The organism is Sulfitobacter sediminilitoris, from assembly GCF_010667575.1.
Classification (GTDB): domain Bacteria; phylum Pseudomonadota; class Alphaproteobacteria; order Rhodobacterales; family Rhodobacteraceae; genus Sulfitobacter; species Sulfitobacter sediminilitoris.
Genome location: NZ_JAABNT010000012.1, coordinates 30,080 through 51,989 on the forward strand (window position 1 = coordinate 30,080; position 21,910 = coordinate 51,989).

The 21,910-nt window shown below is 56.4% G+C and carries 18 protein-coding genes and 1 pseudogene; 6 read left to right on the plus strand and 13 right to left on the minus strand.

All coding sequences use genetic code 11. From position 1 onward, the window contains the following. Nucleotides 1–18: 18 nt before the first annotated feature. The 13 genes and pseudogenes from GV827_RS24015 to tssA form a co-directional block, all read right to left on the minus strand. Nucleotides 19–4,059: a type VI secretion system contractile sheath domain-containing protein gene (locus tag GV827_RS24015; protein ID WP_328823178.1), complete on the minus strand. Its 4,041-nt coding sequence runs from the start codon at nt 4,057–4,059 to the stop codon at nt 19–21. Between the two features lie 339 nt (nt 4,060–4,398). Beyond that, nucleotides 4,399–4,896: pseudogene (gene tssB / locus GV827_RS23645) on the minus strand (type VI secretion system contractile sheath small subunit); the annotation flags it as partial. Between the two features lie 6 nt (nt 4,897–4,902). Further along, nucleotides 4,903–5,736 carry an ion transporter gene (locus GV827_RS17005; protein WP_235930416.1) on the minus strand — a complete coding sequence of 278 codons (834 nt, stop codon included), beginning with the start codon at nt 5,734–5,736 and terminating at the stop codon, nt 4,903–4,905. A 65-nt stretch (nt 5,737–5,801) separates the two neighbouring features. After that, on the minus strand, nt 5,802–5,936 hold the full coding sequence (locus tag GV827_RS23875) for a hypothetical protein (protein ID WP_268895751.1): 135 nt from the start codon (nt 5,934–5,936) through the stop codon (nt 5,802–5,804). Between the two features lie 24 nt (nt 5,937–5,960). Continuing rightward, complete coding sequence (gene tssH, locus GV827_RS17010; protein WP_164355014.1) at nt 5,961–8,669, minus strand: type VI secretion system ATPase TssH; 2,709 nt, start codon at nt 8,667–8,669, stop codon at nt 5,961–5,963. A gap of 38 nt (nt 8,670–8,707) precedes the next feature. After that, on the minus strand, nt 8,708–9,739 hold the full coding sequence (gene tssG, locus GV827_RS17015) for a type VI secretion system baseplate subunit TssG (protein ID WP_164355015.1): 1,032 nt from the start codon (nt 9,737–9,739) through the stop codon (nt 8,708–8,710). Beyond that, nucleotides 9,703–11,580: a type VI secretion system baseplate subunit TssF gene (gene tssF, locus GV827_RS17020; RefSeq protein ID WP_164355016.1), complete on the minus strand. Its 1,878-nt coding sequence runs from the start codon at nt 11,578–11,580 to the stop codon at nt 9,703–9,705. The genes tssG and tssF overlap by 37 nt, the downstream gene beginning before the upstream one ends. Before the next feature lie 5 nt (nt 11,581–11,585). Further along, complete coding sequence (tssE, locus tag GV827_RS17025) at nt 11,586–12,083, minus strand: type VI secretion system baseplate subunit TssE (protein WP_164355017.1); 498 nt, start codon at nt 12,081–12,083, stop codon at nt 11,586–11,588. After that, a complete protein-coding gene (locus GV827_RS17030; protein ID WP_164355018.1) occupies nt 12,076–12,891 on the minus strand; it encodes a type VI secretion system accessory protein TagJ in 816 nt (271 codons plus the stop codon). Before GV827_RS17030 ends, tssE begins: the two co-directional genes overlap by 8 nt. A 95-nt stretch (nt 12,892–12,986) precedes the next feature. Next, nucleotides 12,987–13,487, minus strand: coding sequence for an Hcp family type VI secretion system effector (locus GV827_RS17035; RefSeq protein WP_164355019.1), 501 nt, complete (start codon nt 13,485–13,487; stop codon nt 12,987–12,989). A gap of 67 nt (nt 13,488–13,554) precedes the next feature. Beyond that, the gene (gene tssC, locus GV827_RS17040) at nt 13,555–15,051 is read right to left on the minus strand and encodes a type VI secretion system contractile sheath large subunit (RefSeq protein WP_164355020.1); all 1,497 of its coding nucleotides are present in this window, start codon (nt 15,049–15,051) and stop codon (nt 13,555–13,557) included. Nucleotides 15,052–15,054: 3 nt separating this feature from the next. Further along, the gene (gene tssB / locus GV827_RS17045; RefSeq protein ID WP_164355021.1) at nt 15,055–15,564 is read right to left on the minus strand and encodes a type VI secretion system contractile sheath small subunit; all 510 of its coding nucleotides are present in this window, start codon (nt 15,562–15,564) and stop codon (nt 15,055–15,057) included. A 74-nt stretch (nt 15,565–15,638) separates the two neighbouring features. Then, nucleotides 15,639–16,682 carry a type VI secretion system protein TssA gene (gene tssA / locus GV827_RS17050; RefSeq protein ID WP_164355022.1) on the minus strand — a complete coding sequence of 348 codons (1,044 nt, stop codon included), beginning with the start codon at nt 16,680–16,682 and terminating at the stop codon, nt 15,639–15,641. 205 nt (nt 16,683–16,887) lie between these two features. On the opposite strand from tssA, the gene GV827_RS17055 reads away from it, so the two are divergent. The 6 genes from GV827_RS17055 to GV827_RS24020 are packed head-to-tail and all read left to right on the plus strand — an operon-like array spanning nt 16,888 to nt 21,909. Next, nucleotides 16,888–18,576, plus strand: coding sequence for a hypothetical protein (locus GV827_RS17055; protein ID WP_164355023.1), 1,689 nt, complete (start codon nt 16,888–16,890; stop codon nt 18,574–18,576). A gap of 20 nt (nt 18,577–18,596) precedes the next feature. After that, nucleotides 18,597–19,025 carry a hypothetical protein gene (locus tag GV827_RS17060; RefSeq protein WP_164355024.1) on the plus strand — a complete coding sequence of 143 codons (429 nt, stop codon included), beginning with the start codon at nt 18,597–18,599 and terminating at the stop codon, nt 19,023–19,025. Between the two features lie 2 nt (nt 19,026–19,027). After that, nucleotides 19,028–19,654: a MotA/TolQ/ExbB proton channel family protein gene (locus tag GV827_RS17065; RefSeq protein ID WP_164355025.1), complete on the plus strand. Its 627-nt coding sequence runs from the start codon at nt 19,028–19,030 to the stop codon at nt 19,652–19,654. A 28-nt stretch (nt 19,655–19,682) separates the two neighbouring features. Beyond that, the gene (locus GV827_RS17070; RefSeq protein ID WP_164355026.1) at nt 19,683–20,120 is read left to right on the plus strand and encodes an ExbD/TolR family protein; all 438 of its coding nucleotides are present in this window, start codon (nt 19,683–19,685) and stop codon (nt 20,118–20,120) included. Beyond that, the gene (locus GV827_RS17075; RefSeq protein WP_164355027.1) at nt 20,117–20,515 is read left to right on the plus strand and encodes an ExbD/TolR family protein; all 399 of its coding nucleotides are present in this window, start codon (nt 20,117–20,119) and stop codon (nt 20,513–20,515) included. Before GV827_RS17070 ends, GV827_RS17075 begins: the two co-directional genes overlap by 4 nt. Beyond that, nucleotides 20,512–21,909, plus strand: a complete 1,398-nt coding sequence (locus GV827_RS24020; protein WP_164355028.1) for a DUF4384 domain-containing protein — start codon at nt 20,512–20,514, stop codon at nt 21,907–21,909. The genes GV827_RS17075 and GV827_RS24020 overlap by 4 nt, the downstream gene beginning before the upstream one ends. Nucleotide 21,910 lies beyond the last annotated feature (1 nt).

The following is a 21,910-nucleotide window of genomic DNA, read 5'->3' on the forward strand; positions in this document are numbered from 1 at the left end:
GGGCATAATTTCCCCGCATCAAAGGTCGGCCAGCAGCGCTGCCAATTCTGCATCCATGTCATCATCATTATTACTTTGATCTTCGTCGCCATCGTCTGCATCCAGATCAAATCCGGCAAGCAAATCATCCAGATCGTCATCTGTAGCGGTGTCTTCATTTTCATTTGTCGTGTTCTCGGCGGCGGCCTTGGGGGGGTTCGGGGGCGAAGGCGGAGGTGGTGCAACGCCTGTCCACGGCCCCAATAAGTCACCGCCGGCAAGCGACTGAAATGACCCAAGCCTGATTTCGTCTCGGCCTCTGATCGAAATGATGGGCAGGTAACCCCTTCCCAGCACGGTTTCGACCTTGTCCAGGGTCAGGTTTCGCTCTGTGCAAGGGAGTGCGACCTGATCGCCGTACTGGTCGTTGACATAGTGAAACGGCATATCGCCAAGCGACATAATCTGCCCCAACCCCATTGACGGCCCGGTTTCCCTGAAGGATTTTGCCAGCAAAATAGTGATCAGCACCACAGGGTTCGCCCAAAGCATACCGGAAAGTCCGTCACTTTTGGTGAATTCTTCGAAATCAAATTCATAGATAGGCTCTGTCTTTGCCCCATAAGGCCGGCGCAACAGGAAGCGTGGCGTGGCCAACGCCAGATGACCTGCTTCTGGCATTGCGCGCAGTGTGTCCCATTCCTTGCCGACCAGTGGGTGCCGATCTTCTGCTGGAATGTCGATGAATGCAGGCGTGATTGCCGCCACAAAGGGGGCATCCACATGCGCTGCGATGCGGGAAATCCGGCCCAGCAATTGTGCATGTGGCGGCGTTTCCTCAAAGGTATACATGCCGATCAGCGCGGAATAGGCACCACGTCCGGTTTCCTCATCCATCGGTCCTTCGGTCAGTAGACGCGTCAGCCCGCTTGTTGACAGATCGTCAGACTGTGTCAGATCGGCGGCGATTTCCTCGGCTGAGATATCATACAGCATCACATCCAGCGTATCGTCTGTTTCAATGCTGCGCGCGATCAGATCAATGGCGCGCCATTGCGCCTCGACTGACTGGAATTCGGGGTGATGCAGGATCAGGCGCATTGCACTGGCCAAAGCATCATCAATGGCCTCTGCCATTGCGTTTGCATTGGGATCAGGCAGTTTGCGGATATGTGGCCCCACGATACGTGCCAAGAGATCATTGATCGGAGATGGTTTTGCTAACTCGCCTGCCGTATCACCGATCAGTTTCTGGAAATCACTAAGTTTGAGATCGGCGCGCACGGTATTGCCGCCGGACATTGCGCGCGCGGGCGTAACAGCGCGTCCATGAGCCTCGCCCCAGGTTACAAGAGATTTCGCTGCATGTTCTGCTGTGCCACCATGGCTCAATTGCGATTTTAGATCACGCAGAGCGGAGAAGATTTCGACGTTTTCATAAAGCTCATCCGGGTGCAGATCGTCCAGCCCCCCCAGCTTGACTTCGACCCCTGCCCCCTCCTTGCCGATGGGCAGGACCAGCGTCGTGGCAAACCCTTCGATCACGTCTTCGACGGTGTCGGGGTCCAACAGGATCGGTTTGCGGCTGGCAAGCGCATCCCCAACCTCAATTAGGCCACGTGCGGAGCGTCCGGTGAAATCGCCCAGGATCGCCAGACGGAACCGCTTGCGCTCTAGTTTTTGAGGTTCTGGCCGATCAGCGCTCATCTGGCCGTAGGCCAATTCAGGCTCATCGCTCAGGGTCGTTTCGGCCTCCACTTCGGTGGCCAGATCGTCAGGGCCTTCGGTTCCGGTTGTCAGGTCTGTATCGGTTTCCGGATCGTTCAAGAGAGCATCCAGATCATCGCTCGCATCAGTCTCTGCCGGGGCGTCGCCTGTATCAAGGTCCGCCATTAGCGCGTCGATATCATCCGCCGCTTCGGCGGGTATTTCGTCATCCTCACCCATATCAGCAATGAGCGCGTCCAGATCGTTGTCGTCCTGAGGTGCGTCGTCGCCTGCGTCAAGATCGGCCATCAGAGCGTCAAGGTCATCTCCGGCGTCCTGTCCCGTTTCTGGGTCTTTTCCAGCGTCAGTATCCGCATCAAGCTCTGCGAGCAGCGCATCGAGATCGTCTGCGGGATCTGTGTCTTGGCTGGCAGGCTCGGGCGCTGGATCAACCGGGTGTTCCTCAAGCGTTTCACCGACAGGGGCCGCATCAAGATCCGCCATCAACGCATCCAGATCATCTGGGCCATCCGCCGCGCTTGTGTCTGGGTCGGATGTGTTTGCATCACCATGCAAATCCGCCAGAAGTGCCCCAAGATCATCTGCCGGATCGGTTTCATTGCCAAGCGGTTCCGGCTCCAGATCAGCCATGAGGCTATCAAGGCCATCCTCCTCGGCAGGCTGACTGTCTGGTGTGGCGTCATCAAGATCAGCCATAAGTGCATCCAGATCATCACCTGCATCATCTTCGGACTGATGCACGGGGTCCGGTTCAAGTTCCGCGAGAATATCGTCGAGATCGTCCGCATCCTGCGAGGTGTCAGGCGCGTCTAGTTCGGCCTGAATGTCATCAGCTGATGTGCCCTCATCCTGCTCTTCAACCGCATCGAGAGCAGACAGAATATCGTCCGTGGCGTCCGGCTCTGCCGGTTCGTCAGGAGCTTCCAAGTCGCCAAGCAGCGCATCAAGGTCTTGGTCGTCTTCAGCAACCTCAGTGCTTTCCAAGGTGGCAAGAATGTCGTCTGCTGAAGCTTCTGCTTCCACTTCCTGCGGTGTTTCGAGACCTGCAAGTGCTGCGTCATGGGTTTCAGGGACGGACGTCTCTTCAACTGGGTCGAGACTTGCCAAGATATCATCCGCCGTTTCGTCCTCAATGGTCTCTTGCGGGGTCTCAAGTCCGGCAAGCAGCGCATCGACGTCTGTTGCGTCATCTGTCGCTTCGGGCATTTCGAGGTCAGCTAGGATATCATCGGCGGTATCCTCTGCGACCACCTCATCCGGCGTTTCCAGTCCGGCCAGCGCTGCCTCAATATCATCAATTTCAAGTGCGTCTTCGACCTGTTCCAGCCCAGCGAGGATATCGTCTGCATTATCTTCAGGCACCTCTTCCTGAGGGGCTTCCAGCCCGGCCAGAGCCGCGTTAACGGCATCCGCCTCTGCTGAGGCTGAAGTTTCTTCAACCGCTTCCAAACCCGCCAGAATATCATCGGCGTTGTCTTGTTCGGCCGCAGGTTCGGGGGCCTCAAGACTCGCGAGAGTGGCAGCGATGTCATCGGTTTCGTCGGCTTCTTCCGGCGCTTCGAGACCCGCCAAAGCGGATTCCATCGTGTCAGTCGCCGGTTTAACGTCTTCTGGGGCCTCAAGCCCTGCAAGAATGTCGTCTGACGTGTCTTGGGCAATCTCATCTAGGGGAACCTCAAGTCTGGCCAGCACCTCAGCGGATGTGTCTTGCTCTACCGTCTCCTCCGGAGCATCGAGGCTGGCCAATATATCCGCTGTTGTATCGGTGTCTTCCGTCGGAAGATCCACCTCTGGCAGGGATGCAAGCACTGCGGCATTCTCATCCTCTTGTTCCGCCTCAGGAAGGTTGATTTCTCGCAAGCCATCCAATGCGGCGGCGCTTTCATCCGGTGTATCGGGCGTGTCGATCTGAATATCGCGCAGCGCGTCGAGCGCCTCCTGCGATGTATCTTTCCCTAGTTCCTCGGTCTCAACCGCCCGCAACGCATCAAGCGCTGTACTGCTTGTGTCGGCATCTTCGGTTTCCGTGAGTTCAACAGCCTTCAGCGCTTCAAGAGCCGCATCTTTGTTGTCCTCTGCTTTGGTCTCAACTTCGGTTGCGCGCAGCGCATCCAATGCTTCAGCCGCAGAGGTATCTTCCTCGGGCGTTTCGATACTGGCGGTCTTCAAGGCATCAAGGGCCTGACCTGTCTCATCCGGCGGAGGGGTTTCATCCACCTCAACCGACCGCAGTGCATCTAGGGCTTCTTCCCCGTCGTCTGGCTTTTGCTCATCAACGATTTCCACCGCCTTTAGCGCATCAAGCGTGTCAGCTGTGTCGTCGGCTTCTGGCGCGGTCTCTACCTCTGCCATACGAAGCGCATCAAGTGCCGCCTCTGATCCGTTGTCGGGGGTTTCTTCAACCTCTACAGCTCTGAGTGCGTCGAGTGCAGTCGCACTTTCGTCTGGCGCATCTTCAGGCACTTCCGCCGTGCGCAACGCGTCCAAGGCAGCTTTGGCCGTTTCATCGGGCACGTCCTCGGCAACTTCAACAGCGCGCAAAGCGTCAAGCGCGGCGGCAGCCTGATCCGGTGCCGCATCCGTCGGCACCTCGACGGCACGCAGGGCATCAAGGGCTGCCTTTGTCCCATCAACATTCCCGGCTTCGGGCACATCTTGGTCGCGCAAGGCGTCCAAAGCCGCGCTTTGATCATCTGTTTTGGACGCAGGTGCGGCGGCAATTGCACCCAACAGCGACGGGTCCCCCAGTACCTTTTCGATCAGCGCCTCGGCTCCGGCCTTACCATCCATGTAGGTCATCAGGTTCGATAATTGCTGCCGCGCCTCAAGCAACGGGCGCAGCGCATCGACCCGTGACGCGATTGCACCGGGTTCAAAGTCCGACATCTTCTCGAATGTCAGATCAATCGCCATGGACCCTTCTCCGGTCAGGGTATTTGGCACAGTGAAAGCGGCGCGTGGTGCGATACCGCGCATCCGTTCATCAAAATTATCAACATCGATCTCAAGAAACTTGCGGCTTTCGACCGATCCCTGATCCACCTCGGATTTGCCGGCAAGGTCGCTCATCACGCCCATGACGAACGGCAGTTGCACCTTCTTTTCGGCCCCGTAGAGTTCCACATCGTATTCAATCTGAACCCGGGGGGCGCGATTGCGTGCGATGAATTTTTGCGAGCTTCCAGCCATGTCCGATTAGGTTCCCCCTTTGCCTTTACTCTCAGCGATCTCGGCCCGCAAGGCTTTGACCTCTTCCATCAGGGCCAGCACGTTGCGGTCGACCGTGTCAGTTTCATCGCGCACCAATATGCGCAGGTTCTCGAACTCTGCCTCGGTATCTTCCTCCACCGCGCCTTGCATGGTGTTGACCAGAAGACCGATAAATAGGTTCAGCACCGAAAACGCAGTGATCACAATGAAAGGTACAAAGAACGCCCAGGCCGAGGGATATTGCGCCATCACAGGTCGGACGATGCCCATGGACCAGCTTTCCAGCGTCATGATCTGGAAGAGCGAATAGAGAGATCGTCCAAGAGTGCCAAACCAATCAGGGAAGGATGCACCGTACATGAGCGTGGCCATGACCGCAAAAACGTAGAATACGATCGAGATCATGATGATCACGGCGCCCATGCCCGGCAAAGCGTCCAGCAAGGCCTGAACCACCGCCCGCATTTGCGGCACCACCGACAGCAGACGCATTGCGCGGATGACCCGCAGACCGCGCAGGGCTGACAGTCCTTCCTGACTTGGCAACAGACCCAGACCAACGACAAGAAGGTCAAAGATATTCCAAGCGCTGCGGAAAAACGACATCCGGTAGGCGTAGAACTTGAGCAAAAGCTCACCCACGAAGATTGTCAGGACCACATTGTCCACGACCGACAGAACGCTGCCGATTTCCCCCATGATCGTCTGAGAGGTCGACATGCCAAGCGTGATTGCGTTGAAGATAATCACGCCCATGATGGAGTTCTTGAACCGGTTGCTTTCCACAAGATCATAGACCTTAGCGCGGCTTGCACTCATTCTGATGCGATCCATGGAAGCCAGCACTTGTTCCTCAGTCTTGGCGGTCTTTTGCGTCACATCTTTCACCCAAGCTCTGCCTTGGCCTTAAGAACCTCAAAGGCTTTCAATTCCGCCGCAAGACCAAACTTCTTCATCGTCTTGGCTTTGTTTTTGAACTCCCATTTTGCAGCAAGTTCCAGTGTTGCACCCTTTTTCACTTCTCAAATCTCCTCGGTCAAAGTTCAGCCAAAATTATAAGTAAAATCGCTATCCTTCACGTCGATGGTTACACTGTTGACGGGCTGTCCCTCCATCATCCGACGCAAGAATTCGGCCGAGATGTCTGGTAGCATGGTGTTGGTCACGATGGCGTCGATCATGCGCCCGCCGCTCTCCAACTCCTGACAACGGTCCACGATCAGATCGACCACGCCGTCGCTATATCTGAACGGTACGTCGTGGCTTTCCTCGACCCGTTTCTTGATCCGGCCCAGCTGAAGCTTTGTGATCTCTGCGATCATATGCGGGCTGAGTGGGTAGTAAGGAATCGTCACCAGACGCCCCAGCAGTGCTGCAGGGAAAATCTTCAAAAGCGGATCGCGCAGCGCCTTGGCGATACCTTCGGGTTCGGGCAACAGGTCGGGATCGCTGCACAGGTCCATGATCAGGTCAGAGCCCGCGTTCGAGGTCAGCAGGATCAGGGTGTTCTTGAAGTCGATCACGCGGCCCTCGCCGTCTTCCATTACGCCCTTGTCAAAGACCTGAAAGAAAATCTCGTGCACATCGGGGTGCGCTTTCTCGACCTCGTCCAGTAATACAACAGAGTATGGTTTGCGCCGTACCGCTTCGGTCAGCACCCCACCCTCGCCGTATCCGACATAGCCCGGAGGCGCGCCTTTGAGGCTGGAGACGGTATGCGCCTCTTGGTACTCGGACATGTTGATGGTGATAACGTTCTGCTCTCCACCGTAAAGCACCTCGGCCAGCGCCAGCGCGGTTTCCGTCTTGCCGACGCCGGAGGTGCCCGCCAGCAGGAAAACACCGATGGGTTTATTCGGGTTATCAAGGCCCGCACGGCTGGTCTGGATGCGCTTTGCGATCATCTTCATCGCGTGGTCTTGGCCGATCACACGCTTTGCCAGATGCTCTTCTAGATTCAGAACCGTGTCGATTTCGTCACGAACCATGCGCCCCACGGGGATGCCCGTCCAGTCGCCGACAACCGATGCGACGGCCTGCGCATCAACGATAGGCAGGATCAGCGGCGTCTCGCCCTGTGCGTCTTCCAGCCGCTTGTTGGCGTCTTTCAGCTTTGCCATTAGCTCAGCCCGCGCGGCATCTTCCAAGGCGTCATCGCCGCCTTCGGGCGCAATCTCGGCCCCTTCTTCAACAGGCGCACCCCCAGCCCGTAACTGCGCACGCAGGTCAAGAATTTCCGCGACGATCTCTTTTTCCAGGTCCCAGTTCTTTTGCAACTCTTCAAGCCGCTCTGACACTTCAGCTTTTTCAGCCTCGACCTTGGCGCGGCGGTCCTCAACGTCGTAACCTGCCGTCTCATCCCGACCGATAATTTCAAGTTCTGTATCAAGGGATTCAATCCGTCGTTGTGCGTCATCAACCTGCGCCGGAACGGCATGCTGGCTGACCGCGACGCGCGCACAGGCGGTATCCAAAACGCTCACTGATTTGTCCGGCAGTTGGCGGGCCGGAATGTAACGCGCCGACAGAGAAACCGCCGCTTCGATGCCTTCATCCAGCACCTGAACCTTGTGGTGTTTTTCCAGCATCGACGCGATCCCGCGCATCATCATCACGGCCTTGGGCACGCTTGGTTCATCCACCTGCACCACCTGGAAACGCCGGGTCAGGGCGGGGTCTTTTTCGATATACTTCTTGTACTCAGCCCATGTTGTGGCCCCGATGGTGCGTAGCGTGCCGCGTGCCAGTGCGGGTTTCAAAAGATTGGCCGCATCACCCGTTCCAGCCGCACCTCCTGCGCCCACCAGCGTGTGGGTTTCGTCCACGAACATAACAATCGGCGTCGGGCTGGACTGAACCTCGTCAATGACCGAGCGCAGCCTGTTCTCAAATTCACCCTTCATCGACGCACCAGCTTGCAACAGACCCACGTCCAATACTAGCAAGCGCACGTCCTGTAACGCTGGCGGCACATCGCCGCGCGCGATACGCATGGCAAAGCCTTCGACGACGGCAGTCTTGCCCACGCCTGCCTCGCCGGTCAGGATCGGGTTATTTTGCCGCCGCCGCATAAGCACATCGACGATCTGGCGGATTTCTTCATCACGCCCGACAATCGGATCAATTTCGCCGTTGCGGGCCTGTTCGGTGAGGTCGGTACAAAACTGCTCCAGCGCCTCACCCTTGCCCATCTGGGCAGGCGACATTGCTCCCGAAGCCTCGCCGGGTTCTGCACCACCGCCGGTTTTGCTACCATCCTGTGCGCCCATCCGTTCTTCGGGAGAACCTGCGGTGGCATCCATAAAGTTCTCTGCAAGATCATCGGGCTTGATGCTGGCAAGCTCTGACGAAATCGAGTTCAGGATGTTCTTAAGCGCAGGCGTCCTCAGCATCCCCAGTAGCAGATGACCTGTACGCACCTGATTTGAACTGAAGAGCAACGAACCGTAAACCCAGCCGCGTTCCATTGCGTCCATCAGGTGATCGGAAAGATCGGAAATGGCACTTGCACCGCGTGGCAGGCCATCAAGGTTTCGCGTCATCTCGGCGGCGATCTTGCCTACGTCCAGATCATAGTGATCCACGATCCGGTGAATATCGCTGTCCTGACCCTGCAAAATCTGGTGCAGCCAATGCACAACTTCAACATACGGATTGCCCCGCATCTTGCAAAAAACCGTGGCACCTTCGACCGCTTTGTATCCAAGGCTGTTCAGCTTTCCGAACAATGCGACCCTGCTGATCTCCGTCATGTTCGTCTCCCCTTTAAATTCATTTTATTCGTCATGGTTCAAGCGACCCTGCGCTGCGGTGTCAGGAACAGGTCTGCTGCATCCGGGCGCGGTGTGTCATCGTCGCGCTTCATGTCCACCCACGAGGTTTGGCCCAGACGGGTCGTGCCCCCAAGCACAGACCTTGGCACTTCGTCGCCTTTCAGTATCAGTTGCACATCCCAATCCAGCGTGTCCCCGATATAACTGCGCACGATGGCCTCGAGCCGGTCCCACCCGTCGGTGCCAGGCAAGAACCGCTCATACCGGTCCCGGTCCAGTGGGCCGATCCGCAGGCGAAACTTTGATGCCCTGCTCCAGACACGGCTGCCGATGCTGGTAGTCTGGCCCAAACCAACCATGCTGCCCAGTTCCCAGCAGTCATCCGGCTCAAGCTGAAGCCATGACCCAACAAACTGATCGATTTGCACATCCACATCGAAAAATGCGCTGAGAAACGAGATCAGGCCATCCGGGCTCTTGGACCCTTGAGACATGATGGCTGCGAAATGACGGCGCGAAACATCCGGCACCGCGTCCCGGTCCTGAAAACCCGGCCCGCGATAGCCCGCAAGCGCGGCCACGCGGCGTTCGAATTCATCGTCGCCCCGGTCATAGCTTGCCGCAGGTTGGCCGCTACGCCACGCGCGATACAGCAGGCTCATCATCCGGTGGGTAAGCATGTTCGCAAAAGCGATGATCGTGTGATCGCGGTGATTGCGTTGCCGGTTTCGCGCATATTCTGTGAGGTGCAGTGGCAACGGCCCCTGCGGCCCCCAAAGACCAAAGAAACGGTTCATCAACTTGCCCGGTACCTTGTCCGTTCCGGGCTTGAAACTGGAGATGGTTGAAGGCGGGAAGGCCAACTCGGCCTCTTGGCCCAGACGGATGCGATCTTCGCGCGGACGGCGGCTTTCCCCAAGGCGGGGCGCATCGGGATAGGCGGCATCAATCACTCGCATGGCCTGAAAAACGTGATGCTTTTCAGGTTCTTCCACCAATTTGACGAAATGGCCTACAGTATCTGGCCCAGTCCGCTTGTCGGTCGCCATCTGGCAATTTCCCCGCGTCTTTCCGTTCTCAAAACGGTCTCTGTAAAACTGTTGATGGTGGCATACTTGCGGAAAAACCGCTCCATCACGGCACCTAGCACGTAGACACTGGTGCCTTCGAAAAATGTCTCGTCAAACTCAATCGTGATCTCTAGCCCGCGCACAGCGGTGGAAAGCACCTCGTCGCTCATCCGGCGCACAATCGGACGGCTGGATACATTGGTGATCCCTTCCAGCTGTTTTTCCGTCACCCGATTGCCCAGGGGGGCATAAATCCCGATCAATTCACGCAGCGCCTCGGCCGAACTGCCGTCATTGGTTTGTGCAATCGACAGGTAATTCAAGGACAGGTGGCTGATCAGGCGCCATGCGGTGTCCCCCTGTGCCAGCGTGGGATTGGGACGCGTCGGCGAAATCGGTGTGCGCACTGATTTGATCGGTCCACCATCGGTTAGGTGAAAGACGTTTTCATCGCCAACGGACAGCAACATCGGCAAATCACGGTTCGTACAAAGTGCCGTAACAGCAAGCTGGTCCAGTTTGGACGAATAGGGAGCCTGCCGCCGATCCACCAGTGAAAGGTATACTTCGGAGCCCAGATAAGACGTCCTGACACCGCGCAAGCGTTCCTTTTCACTGCGTTGGCGCATCTTGCGGCTTTGCGTATAATACGCGCTATGTGAGTCCCCGGCCGCCGTGAAATCCGTGGCTGAATAAAACGGACGGAAAACCACGTCATCCGCGCCGTCGCCGCTGATGCCGGTCACGGATTCGATATTATAAATCTCAAAATCCAGACCCGCCGTCCTGTTGGGCACTACATGCTGCTCAGTATCGCGCGACGACACATGCACCCGGTCACAGCGTTTGCGGAACAGGTTCACAGCAGGAACGGCATTCAGCCCAAAGGCCAGCGGTGTCACTGCTGGCGCCAGATCCTTGTTGCCATCACCCAGCAGAATATAGATGTCGACCTCGGACCCTTTGGCCTTGCGCAGCGCGGCCTGCAAACCCGAGAGTTTGACAAACAGAAACCGCTCCGGCATGGCGAAGTATTCCTGTAAAAGCCGGTAGCCATCGAAAGATCGGCGCGGCGTTGGCAAGAGCGCCTCTTCCGGGGTCAGCCCGATTTGGCTGAGTGCGCCGTGAGGCAGGGCCATTGTCCAATCGTCCCGCCGATCCGCAGAGCGCCCTGCAAAGCCGACCGTTTGCGTGCACAACAATTCGTGCAATTGCCAGCTGCGGCCCGATTGTCGATCAAGGTAGAGCGTCAGCTCATCCATCTTGAGCTCAGCAATATCATCACCGTCAACACGCTTAAGCCGCATTCGGATGCCAGCGCGCGCGGGTGTGCTAGCGCCCACGCCCGCTGCCACCAATCCGCCACGATTGTCGATATATTCGGCCTCAGAAATTTCCAGCGGCCACATGGTGAGTTCATGGGCCGTGCGGAATTCGCATGCCGTCTGCTCTCCCTCCATGAGGCGACTGCGCAGAGTGGTGTTGCGCGGTAGCACATAGCCTGTCTTCAAACCTGCGGTTTTAATGTTTGGTTCGAATTGTGCGATCATCATAGACGGGGTCGGCGCCAGATAATGAGGATAGACGATTTCAAGCAGGTGCGAGGTAAAGACAGGAAACTGCATTTCCAATTCCAACTGCACACGGGCTGAAAGGAAAGCCACGCCCTCTAGCAACCGTTCGACATATGGATCAAGAACCTCGACACCTTCCATACCTAGCCTGGAGGCAATCTTGGGATAGGCGTCGGCAAATTCGGCACCCATGTCCCGCATGTAAGCCAGTTCGTTTTCGTAATGTCTGAGTAGCCTCGTGTCCATTTCAGCTAGCCCACCCTTTCCAGCGTCACTTCGCCGGAGGTCACATCAACCTTGCTGCGTAGATAAAGCTCAAGCGGGACAGGCTGTGCCCACATGTCTGCGTGGATATCAAAAGCGATTTGCGTCTCGCCCTTGGTTTTCTCTGATCTTAGTTCGACTGCGGTTGATCCGGTGATAATCCGGGGTTCATGTACGCTGATTGCATTCAGGATCGACTTGCGGATCAATTCTGCCCGGCCCGATGTAGAAAACTCGCCCGCAACCTCGCGAACCCCGTAGTTCAGCACGGAGCGCGCCACATTTGGATAGGTTTTGATATCCAGCGTCGATTCAATACTGTTGGTGTTCAACAACCACGCCAGATCGCGTTTGATGATTTCGCGCAGGCGACTGATGTCGATCGCCATGTGCGCGCGTGTCTCTTGCTTTTCGGTTGGCGCATCATCTGTCAACCGGTCGAGCAACGAAGGCTGCAGTCGTTCAGCAAGCATTTTGTCAGCCATCGGCGGCCGCCTTTTCCGCGCCTTGATCCAGCACTAGTTCGCGCAAGTCCAATAGCGCGATGTCCTCTTGATCTGTTGCAAACAGCCGTTGACCGATGCCCATGAATGTCTCTTGGCCGGCATCATCCCAATGGGTCGCGCGCGCCAGTTTCGCCGCATCATCGCCCTTGGCGGGCGTGTCAGCATAGCGTGTCGGGATCAAGGCCACGACCTCTCCTCCGTTGCGCAAGGTAAGGGTTGCGGCGGTCCATACCGCATCCCGCAAATCGGCGGGCTCTTCGATCTCAAGTTTCGAGATCTGCGTGAAAGGAAGCCAGAAGTATCTTCCGTTTACAATGATTTCCAATACCGGGCCCAAACGCATGTCAGCATCCGCAATCCATGCAAAGGGCTTACCATTAACAGTGCCTGATGTGGTGGGCGCCTCTTCGAATGCCTGTGCACGCAACTGTGCGGCCTCGGCAGTTTTGCCCTGCGCCAAGAGCTTTTGTGCCTCGATCAATAGCGCAAGCCACGTCTCTGGCTCACCAAAGATCATCGGATCTTTCTCGCCTTTGAATACCTTTTCACGGTATACTTCACAGATGATACCCTCGCGGTAGGTCTGGGCCATCATCAACGCAGCGGGGTCCATTTCTCCGCTCAGTTTCAACTGTGTGATAGCGCGCTTCCAGTCGCCCAGAACGCACAAAAGCTGAAATAGAAAAATGCGTAGCTTTGGGTCTGCCGGGTTTGCCCTGACCTTGTCTTGCAGCGCATTCAGCGTCGCGGTCAAATCGCCGGATTTTAAATGCTCTTCGGGCGTCATGAGGCGGCCTCCGCTCTGCTCAGGGTGCGTGGAGAATAATAATAATGAACGCATCGCAGCGCACGCCCGTGACGTGCGCTGCGATGCCATGTGGATTACCCCACATTGCCTGCGCGTAGGTCCCACTTGAACACGTTCTTCGTGCTCAGCTTACCGGATTTCTGATCGGTTTCCTTGTACTCATGCTCGACCGCAATATAGGCCAGCGCCCAAGTTTCCTCGGGAATACCATCCTCAGAATACGAGATTGAGTATTTGTCGATAATTACATGCTTAAGCTTCCACACCGAGAAAGCCTTGAGGCCTTCTGAGGCACTATCGCCCGAGCGGCACAGCTCAATTTTGATTTCGGGGCGGACAGTGCCGTTCGCAACCGATTTCGCGATTTCGTTCGATGCCTTGCCGATCTGACTCGTGACTTCGATTTTTTGGAAATTGGTATTCGCATGGGCACGCTGGTTTGAACCAAGATCGGTCATGTCCACGGCTCGCTCCATCTCAAAGGTTGCGCTTTGGATGACGATCCAGTCCTTGTGGTTGACCTCGGTTGCATCGCCCGGAATATCCGAGATGTGGATGAACATATTTGCAGCCATTGTGCAATTCCTTTCAAAAGTGGTTTACGTTATGTCGTGTGTGCTGGCCCTAGGCTTATTCAAAGGATCACGCACCTTTTTCAGAAGGGAGCTTGGAAACAAGCCGCAATGAGACCGAGAGGCCTTCCAGCTGGTAATGTGGTCGCAGGAAGAACTTCGACGTGTAGTATCCAGGATTGCCTTCCACCTCTTCGACAACGACTTCTGCCGCCGCGAGAGGTTTCCGCGCCTTCTCAGCTTCCGACGAAACGTCGGCATTGAAATCAACGTAATTGTTGATCCACTCCTGCAGCCAGGATTCCATGTCCTGCCGGCTCTTAAACGATCCGATTTTGTCGCGCACCATGCACTTGAGATAATGCGCAAAGCGACAGGTTGCGAAAAGGTAGGGCAACCGGGCTGCAAGATTCGCGTTGGCCGTCGCATCAGGGTCGTCATACTCTGCCGGCTTGTGCAGAGATTGCGCGCCCATAAACGTGGCCACATCTGTATTTTTCCGGTGGATCAGCGGCATCATGCCGTTCTTGGCAAGCTCCGCCTCGCGCCGGTCATCGATCGCTATTTCCGTAGGGCATTTCTGATCTACGCCACCATCAGTGGTTGGAAAAGTATGGGATGGCAGGTTTTCGAGTGTACCGCCGGACTCCACGCCACGGATACGAGAACACCAGCCATATTCCTTAAAGGATTTATTAATGTTCACGGCCATGCCATAGGCCGCATTGATCCAGCCGTACTTGCTATGATCCGACCCGTCGGTATCTTCTTCAAATGCAAAAGCTTCAACCGGTTCGGTTTTGGAACCATATGGCAGACGCCCGAGAAAACGTGGCATGGCTAGGCCGACATACTTGGAATCCTCGGACTCACGCAGCGACCGCCAGGATGCATATTCCGGTGTCTGAAAAATCTTCGTCAGGTCGCGCGGGTTGCTCAGCTCTGACCAGCTATCCATCTGGAACAAGGTTGGTTTGGCGCCTGTGATCAGCGGGGCATGGCCCGCCGCTGCGATCTTGGACATCTCGCCCAGCAATTCAATGTCTTGCGGGCCGTGATCAAAATGGTAATCCGCGATCAGCGTACCGTAAGGTTCGCCACCCAACTGGCTGAATTCCTCAGTATAAAGCTTTTTGAAGATCGGCGACTGGTCCCAGGCCGTGCCTTTGAACTTGCGCAGTGTTTTGTGCATATCCTTTTTCGAGATGTTCATGACCCGGATCTTGAGCATCTCATCGGATTCTGTATTATTCACGAGGTAATGCAGACCACGCCATGCGCTTTCCATCTGCTGGAATTCCTCGTGGTGCAGGATCAGGTTAACCTGCTCTGTCAGCTTTTTGTCGATTTCCGCGACAATGCTCTCGATTGACCGCAGCGCATCGTCCGAGATCAGTGCTGTATTGGAAAGCGCCTGTTCGGCCAGTGTCTTGACCGCGGACTCAACAGCCGTTTTCGCCTGATCCGACTTGGGGCGGAATTCTTTTTGCAGCAGGCTTTCAAACTCGGACGAGCCGAATGCCGTTGCACCACCGGCTTCTTCTACCTGGTCTTCTTGTTCAGCCATGAATTATTCCTCCTCTGTTGCGGCGGGCTTTGGCTGCGCAGCCAAAGTCTTGAGCAGTGCAGGATCCTGAATGATCTTGCTGATCAGATCCTCCGCACCGGTTTTGCCGTCCATATACGTCATCAGGTTGCTCAACTGCGTGCGCGCGTCCAGAAGTTCGGCCAGTGGCTCTACTTTGGCGGCAATCGCGGCAGGGCTGAAATCATCCATGCTTTCGAAGGTGATATCGACGGCCAAGTTTCCTTCACCGGTCAGGGTATTAGGGACGGTGAACGCGGTACGCGGCGCAATGGATTTCATCCGCTCGTCAAAGTTGTCAACGTCGATTTCAAGGAACTTGCGGTCCGCTACGGCGGGCTGCTCGACCTCTGATTTACCGGCTAGGTCGCTCATCACACCCATAACAAAGGGGAGCTGAACTTTCTTTTCGGCACCATACAATTCTACATCATATTCGATTTGGACACGGGGTGCCCTGTTGCGAGCTATGAATTTCTGGGAACTACCGGCCATGAAGGGCTCCTTGGTTTTGGAAAAGGGAAGGCAGGGACAGCCCTGCGGTGAAATGAATGACTGCGGTAATGGGATCAGTAACCGTCGTCATCTTGGATGCCTCCGATCATGTTAACCTGATCGATGCCTTGTGGCGCCATATCTTTCATGATGGTCAGGAAATCCGCGCTGACCAGCCGTTTGGCCCGTTCCAGCAGCATCGGCACTGGGCTGGAGGGTTCGCTGCGCTGGTAATACTGGATGATCCGGTCCAACGCATTGGCCACATCGTTGGGCGAATTGATCCCACCAACGGTACCGCCACCACCAGTTGGTCCAGCCGCCGGCTCATTTCCGCTCTCTGAAACATCACGATCTTCGGCTCCGGCTTCGACCGCTCCGCTTTCGGTACCAACCGCATCAGAAAGGCGTCGCACGATTTGACCAAGGACCTTTAGCACGTCTTCAAGGTCTGGCCCCTGCCCCGGTGTCTTGTCGTTAAACACCTCGTCAATCGCCTTGATGTCAGACTGTGCCGAGATTGCAGCAGCCAACACTGCGGAAAGCGCGTCAGGGTCAGTATCACGGAAGGCGGCGCTAACCGCAGAGGTGTCAGGCACCTCTGACATGCTAGCAGGTGCCGGGATCACCCCTTCAGCGATCTCAATCATCCGCAGGTTTATACGTCCGAACATGCGGCTGTCGGTCAGTGCACTGCGGCGCAATGCGCGGACTACAGTATCAGATCCGCTTAGCCCCTGAACTGCGTTAATGCGCATTGTCGGATCGTTGTCGTCATCCTCATCCAGTTCTGGATGGCAGGAGTCCCAAAAGTTCTCAAGGCAGCCGCGCACGTAAGCTGTTGCTTCTGCAAATCCGGCCAGACCTCGCGTATGCAAAATCGCTTCGCCATAGAAAACCGCGGCCCGAATATCATGACTACGTTCCAAGACGACTTGGGCCTTTTTGACCACATCGCCAAAGTCCGGGTCCTCCGCCTCGACAATCTTGTCGCCTTCCTGGCGTTCTTCGCCGGGTTGAGCTGCCAGCTCCATTTCGACAAAAGCCGGATCATACTCCAGATTCTCACCACTCGGGTTGTCGTCCCCGTGGGGTTCGAGCAGCTTAGAAACGTCCATCTGGCCCCCCCATTGGTCTTAAACTGTGTGATCGCCTCTGGCAGCACAGTACACTTTTATCCATCACAAACACTTCAAAATAAAGATTAAATCTACATAAATCCTCCGAGATAATGGTGTGGAGAAAAATGCGGGCTTGACCATTAGTCAGCCTTATCGTCATTTTTATGTCAATGCCTTTCCAGCAAAAAAATAGGGGCTTAGTTTGGCTTATATCCCGATCAAGACCGAAGAGCTTAAAAAGCTGGTGATGATGGGCAAGCGACGCCCGATGAACCTTGCTTATAATCCGGGTCCGAAAGACGACGACCTGTTAATCATCGACCGCAAGAAACCGCCCGAGGTGATCGGGCGGGAGGCCAAGAAGATAGGCAAAGGGCCGAAGGTCACCTTTGGAACATTTGAGATCGAAGCGCGCAAATTCATCTACAAGACAGACAAGGAACTGCCAGGACTATCAAAAAAGCTGCGCAAATATCTCAAAAAGCTCGACTATTCTTTCAGCGTTGAGATTTTTGACTCAACCGGAACGCTACTTGAAGCGGACGGTATCGAGGATCAGGACAACGCCTTACAGAAACCGCAGGCGGCGCCCACCGACAAGAAAGAACAGACTGAGGCAGCCACAGCGCCGCCAGGCAAAAACGAACAAATTAACGTTGGTAGCGCCGATCACGGACAGCGCGCCGCACTGACCGAACGGCTGCGAGGCCTGCAAGCACCGATCGCTGAATTGGGCACAGCCGGCACACCCCTGAAAAAGGTGGTGGCGCGGGTTATTCCTTTTTTGAAACGCGGTGAGCTGAACAAGGCCGAAGCTACAATTGGCAAAATTGAGCAAGGCGTTGCAAAGGCATTGGCCTCCAAGGCGGCCACGACAGAAAAGCCCCAAACAGAGACGGCAGATACCCCAGATCCCAAAGCCCTAATGGCGCGGGCGGGATCGTTGAAGAAAGCGCTGGATCAATCGAAAAGCGCAGATACAAAATTGGTCAAAACAATTTTGTTACAAGCGCTTATCCTTCTAAAGGCCCATGATTTTGTTGGAGCTGACAATGAACTGACCGCAGCAGAAAACATGCTGAGCGCTCTCTCTGAGGCCCCTGCCAAAGGCGTCCGGGAGGGTGATAATAACGAGCAAAACGATCAGACGGTAGCAGACAAACAAACAGCAAATGTAGAGGCAACGTATCAAGAAGACGCCCATGATCAGGATGCTGAACAGGACCGCGAAACCGACCCTGATGCCGCATCACAGGAACAGGCGGAATGGGAGGCCACACTTGGCCCCCTGCAGGCCGAAGTCGACGCCGCGATGGATGAAAAAAGCGGTGATCTTGATTCCGTCAACCTTGCGTTCAACTTTGCCAAATCTCAGGCAACGTCGAAAGATTTTGCAGGCGCGTTGAGGGCCGCTGAGACAACTAGAAAGCGGATCAAAGATGCGGCGGAGGCCATCGGAGAGGCACGGTCCGACGAGACTGCGGGCGCCACACCGGACAATGTCGTCGCGTACCTGAAATCCCGGCTCAACTGGATCAACACGCGCAACGGGCTTTACGCCGATGTGGTCAAGCTCAAGATGACCATCGATGCAAAGGTGCGCGAAATCGAAGGCATGGAAGATATCGCGCAGAATACCTCCATGCTGGTCGATTATCTTGAGGATCTAGACAGCACCCTTGAGGACAAACTGAATGCGCTGGTTGAAACGCCAGGCGGGGCAGAGCGTGAGAAACTCAAGCAAGATTCGATCAAGATCATTCGCGACTATCGCAGCACGCTGGATGGCGCGTTTTTTCAAGCCGTTGACCAGAACGGCTTCACCGACACCAAAATCCGCGCCCGTGCATTGGACGCACTTTCAGAGGTCGAAACCGCCTTGGCTGCATAGGGCTCAAACAGAGGATTATTATGCTATTTCAGAAATTTAAATCAGTTGTCACTGCTCTTTTTGTCGCCCTTTTGCCCGGGCATGCCCTAGCCCAGGACGGCAGTCTCACCGTTGAGTTGAACAAGACCGAAGCTTCTGACAACGGCGGTTGCAGTGCATTCTTTTTGTTTCGCAACGAAACCAACAACAGCTTTGAGGGCTTTGAGATGTCTTTGGCCATCCTCGATACCCAAGGTGTGATTGACCGGCTCTTGTCCATCGACGCGGCCCCCCTGCCCGTCAGCCGAACAACGCTAAAACTCTTTGAAGTCCCTGAAATCGCCTGTGACAATATCTCGGAGATACTCTTGCACGATCTGACCTCCTGCCGCCCGCAGAACGGGGATGAGATGGATTGCTTTCCCATACTGACGCTGCGCAGCAAGGCCAACGCGGCGCTGGTCAAATAGCCATGTCATTTGATCTCAGTTCACTTGGCGCGGGCGGCGTGATCATCGCCGTGCTGCTTTTGCTGTCCGCGCTTTCGCTCGCGCTGATCGTGGTCAAGACGCTGCAACTTTGGTCGGCACGTAGCGGCGCAGCAAAGCGTGAAGAGGCGTTGGCGCAGTGGGCCAGCGGAAAAAAGGATCAGGCGGAAGCCATCGCCAAGAGCGGCAAGAGCCCGGCTGATCGCGTGATGGCCTATGCGATGCAATCACTAGGCAAAGGGTTCAAGGGCCCTGCATTGACCACCGAATTGCTGCGACGCGGGAACGAGGAGTTTGCCCGGATGAACAGCATGATCCGGTTGCTCGAGCTGATCGCGATGATCAGTCCGCTTTTGGGGCTTTTGGGTACGGTCATGGGAATGATCCAGTCTTTCCAAGCACTTGAGATGGCGCAGGGCGCGGCAAATGCCTCTGTCCTTGCGGGCGGGATATGGCAGGCCCTTCTGACCACCGCTGTCGGCCTTCTGGTGGCGATCCCAGCCGCCGTCGCGGCCACCCTTCTGTCCGCGCGCGCGGAAAGTGCCGCCCAGATGATCGAGAACGCGATTGGCCGACTGATGCTGGTAGAGGAAAATCCGAACGCCGCCTGATCCCCGTCACAGATGCGGACCCTGAACCATGACCGATGTCCCTCCCCTGACCTTGAAAAGACCACGCCCCGCGCGGGCGCTGATTTCTTTGGTGGCGATGATCGATGTGCTGCTGATCCTGCTCGTCTTTTTTATGGTGACCTCAACCTACCTTGATCTCAACATGATCCCGGCAGTGTCACAGAACAATGATACTAACACCACGGTGACGACGACCCAAGACACAACGCCACCGATCTTGATCCGTATCGGAGCAGATGGCGCACCGGTGATCCGGGGCAAGGTCATTGCGCTTGCTGATCTTGATACCCTTCTACGCGACCGTCTTGCGTCGTCACCGACACTGCCGGTGATGATCCTACCCACCGGTGTTGCCCGCACGCAAGCCTTGGTCAGCGTCATGGATACGGCAACACGCGCAGGTGTTCGGAATGTCAGGGTAATCCGTCTTGAGGCGCGGCAATGAAGCTGACGCGGACCCCTGCCCGGCAAGCGCCGGAAACGATTATTGCACTTATCGATGTAGTGTTCTTTTTGCTGGTATTTTTCATGCTGATCGGCCGGATGGACGCCACAGCCCCGTTCGAGGTCACGCCGCCCATGGCGCGCACCGGCGCGGACATGCCAGCAGGCGGCATCACGCTTTCGGTTGGTGAAACGGGCGAAATGGCCGTAGACGGTGCGCCAACGGCGGACCCGCTAACCGCGCTTTTGGATGGCTTGGCGCAAAATTCCGAGACACTCGTGCGCATCAATGCTCATCATGCAGCCGAGCTGCGGCACATTTTGCCCCTGATCGCCGAGCTTGAGGCCGCCGGGGCTAAGGACGTGGCACTTGTCGTCACACCTGCCAGCCCGTGAGGTCCGAGGGCGGCACTTGGGGCGTCGGCTTGATTGCCTCGGCATTGGTGCATGTCGCCGCAGCGGCGGGGCTGATGGCAGCGCTGCAACCTGAACCGATAAAGAACCAGCCCACCCCCTCAAGCCGCCTTAACGTCGAAGCCCAGCAAGTCACCCGAAGCGAAGCGGCGGAACAGGCGCCGCCTGCGGAAAAGCCCTCGGAGGAGGCGACGAAAGGGGCGGCACTGGGCGTCGGCGCCATTGTACAGTCAGTGGCCGAGGCAATCAGTGCCCCAACGGTTGCCGCCGAAATACAGGACCCGGAAAGCCAGACAGAGACGGGCCAGCTTTTCTTGCCCAGCTTGACCCCCACTCCAGCAGCGCAACCGGACGCTCCCCAGGCCGTTCTTGCCTCTCCGGCCACGATCAAAGCCGCTCAATCGGCACCAACGGCAGTGTCTGCCGCGCCAGCCCCAGTACCTGCGGCAGCGGTCAGACCCGATGTCCCCCCTGCTGTTGCGACCGCCCCGACGGCACCAAAGCCGACAGCAGCGCCGCCGAAAACACCGCCAAGCGCCACGGCCCCAGCACAAGCGCCCAGAATGACGGCATCAAAGGCAGTACTTGCCTTTCCTGCCGCAGGCAGTGTCGATCCTGTTTCCCTTGCCGCTTTTCAAAGCTTTACGCAGCCTGATGCAACAAACGGCGTGGACGTTCGGGACACTGTGGGCGCCGCGCTCTCGGTTCCATGTTCGCGTATGCAAGTCACCTTTGATCCTGACACAACCACATTGAGATTGACCGGCCATGTCCCACAAGACAGTCAGCGTGGCCCGGTGCTTGCCGCGCTTCGCGAACAGATGGGCGAAGACATCGCAGTGACCGATAATCTTCTGGTACTGCCCGCGCCCCAATGTGCCGCCCTGTCAGGCATCGCATCCGTAGGCTTGCCACAATCAACCGACCAGATCACGAACCCCCTGATTGTAGGTGCTGATACCCATGCCAGAGCGTTCGACTTCGTCAAGGACCAGCCGCTGGTACTGGAGATGACGGGCGCTGATTATCCCGCCTATGTCTACGTCGACTACTTTGATGCCGCAGGTAACGTGATCCACCTGTCACCGAATGAAGCATCGCCATTGACGCAAGTTCCACCCAAGCAACCCATTGATATCGGAGCGCGCCAGCCGGGCGAGCCCGGGCTGCATGTCATCATTGGGCCACCCTACGGCCAAGAGATCGCCGCCGCTTTTGCCGCGTCTGTTCCTCTTTATGAAGGTCTCAGGCCGGTGATTGAACCTGCCGACGCATATCTGGAATGGATGAAATCCCGCGTCGCGGAGGCGCGGGCAGCGCATGCGGATTTCAAAGGCGAATGGGTCTATTTCTTCGTGACGACAAAACCCGAATAAG

Coding starts and splice junctions, on each gene's coding strand:
- GV827_RS17070 (WP_164355026.1), top strand. CDS start 19,683: ATGACCGATGTCCCTCCCCTGACCTTGAAAAGACCACGCCCCGCGCGG.
- GV827_RS17065 (WP_164355025.1), top strand. CDS start 19,028: ATGTCATTTGATCTCAGTTCACTTGGCGCGGGCGGCGTGATCATCGCC.
- GV827_RS17030 (WP_164355018.1), bottom strand. CDS start 12,891: ATGACGCCCGAAGAGCATTTAAAATCCGGCGATTTGACCGCGACGCTG.
- tssF (WP_164355016.1), bottom strand. CDS start 11,580: ATGGACACGAGGCTACTCAGACATTACGAAAACGAACTGGCTTACATG.
- GV827_RS17005 (WP_235930416.1), bottom strand. CDS start 5,736: ATGAGTGCAAGCCGCGCTAAGGTCTATGATCTTGTGGAAAGCAACCGG.
- tssE (WP_164355017.1), bottom strand. CDS start 12,083: ATGGCTGACAAAATGCTTGCTGAACGACTGCAGCCTTCGTTGCTCGAC.
- tssC (WP_164355020.1), bottom strand. CDS start 15,051: ATGGCTGAACAAGAAGACCAGGTAGAAGAAGCCGGTGGTGCAACGGCA.
- tssA (WP_164355022.1), bottom strand. CDS start 16,682: ATGGACGTTTCTAAGCTGCTCGAACCCCACGGGGACGACAACCCGAGT.
- tssB (WP_164355021.1), bottom strand. CDS start 15,564: ATGGCCGGTAGTTCCCAGAAATTCATAGCTCGCAACAGGGCACCCCGT.
- tssH (WP_164355014.1), bottom strand. CDS start 8,669: ATGACGGAGATCAGCAGGGTCGCATTGTTCGGAAAGCTGAACAGCCTT.
- tssG (WP_164355015.1), bottom strand. CDS start 9,739: ATGGCGACCGACAAGCGGACTGGGCCAGATACTGTAGGCCATTTCGTC.
- GV827_RS17035 (WP_164355019.1), bottom strand. CDS start 13,487: ATGGCTGCAAATATGTTCATCCACATCTCGGATATTCCGGGCGATGCA.
- GV827_RS24015 (WP_328823178.1), bottom strand. CDS start 4,059: ATGGCAGAGGTAGAGACCGCGCCAGAAGCCGACGACACAGCTGACACG.
- GV827_RS17060 (WP_164355024.1), top strand. CDS start 18,597: ATGCTATTTCAGAAATTTAAATCAGTTGTCACTGCTCTTTTTGTCGCC.
- GV827_RS17075 (WP_164355027.1), top strand. CDS start 20,117: ATGAAGCTGACGCGGACCCCTGCCCGGCAAGCGCCGGAAACGATTATT.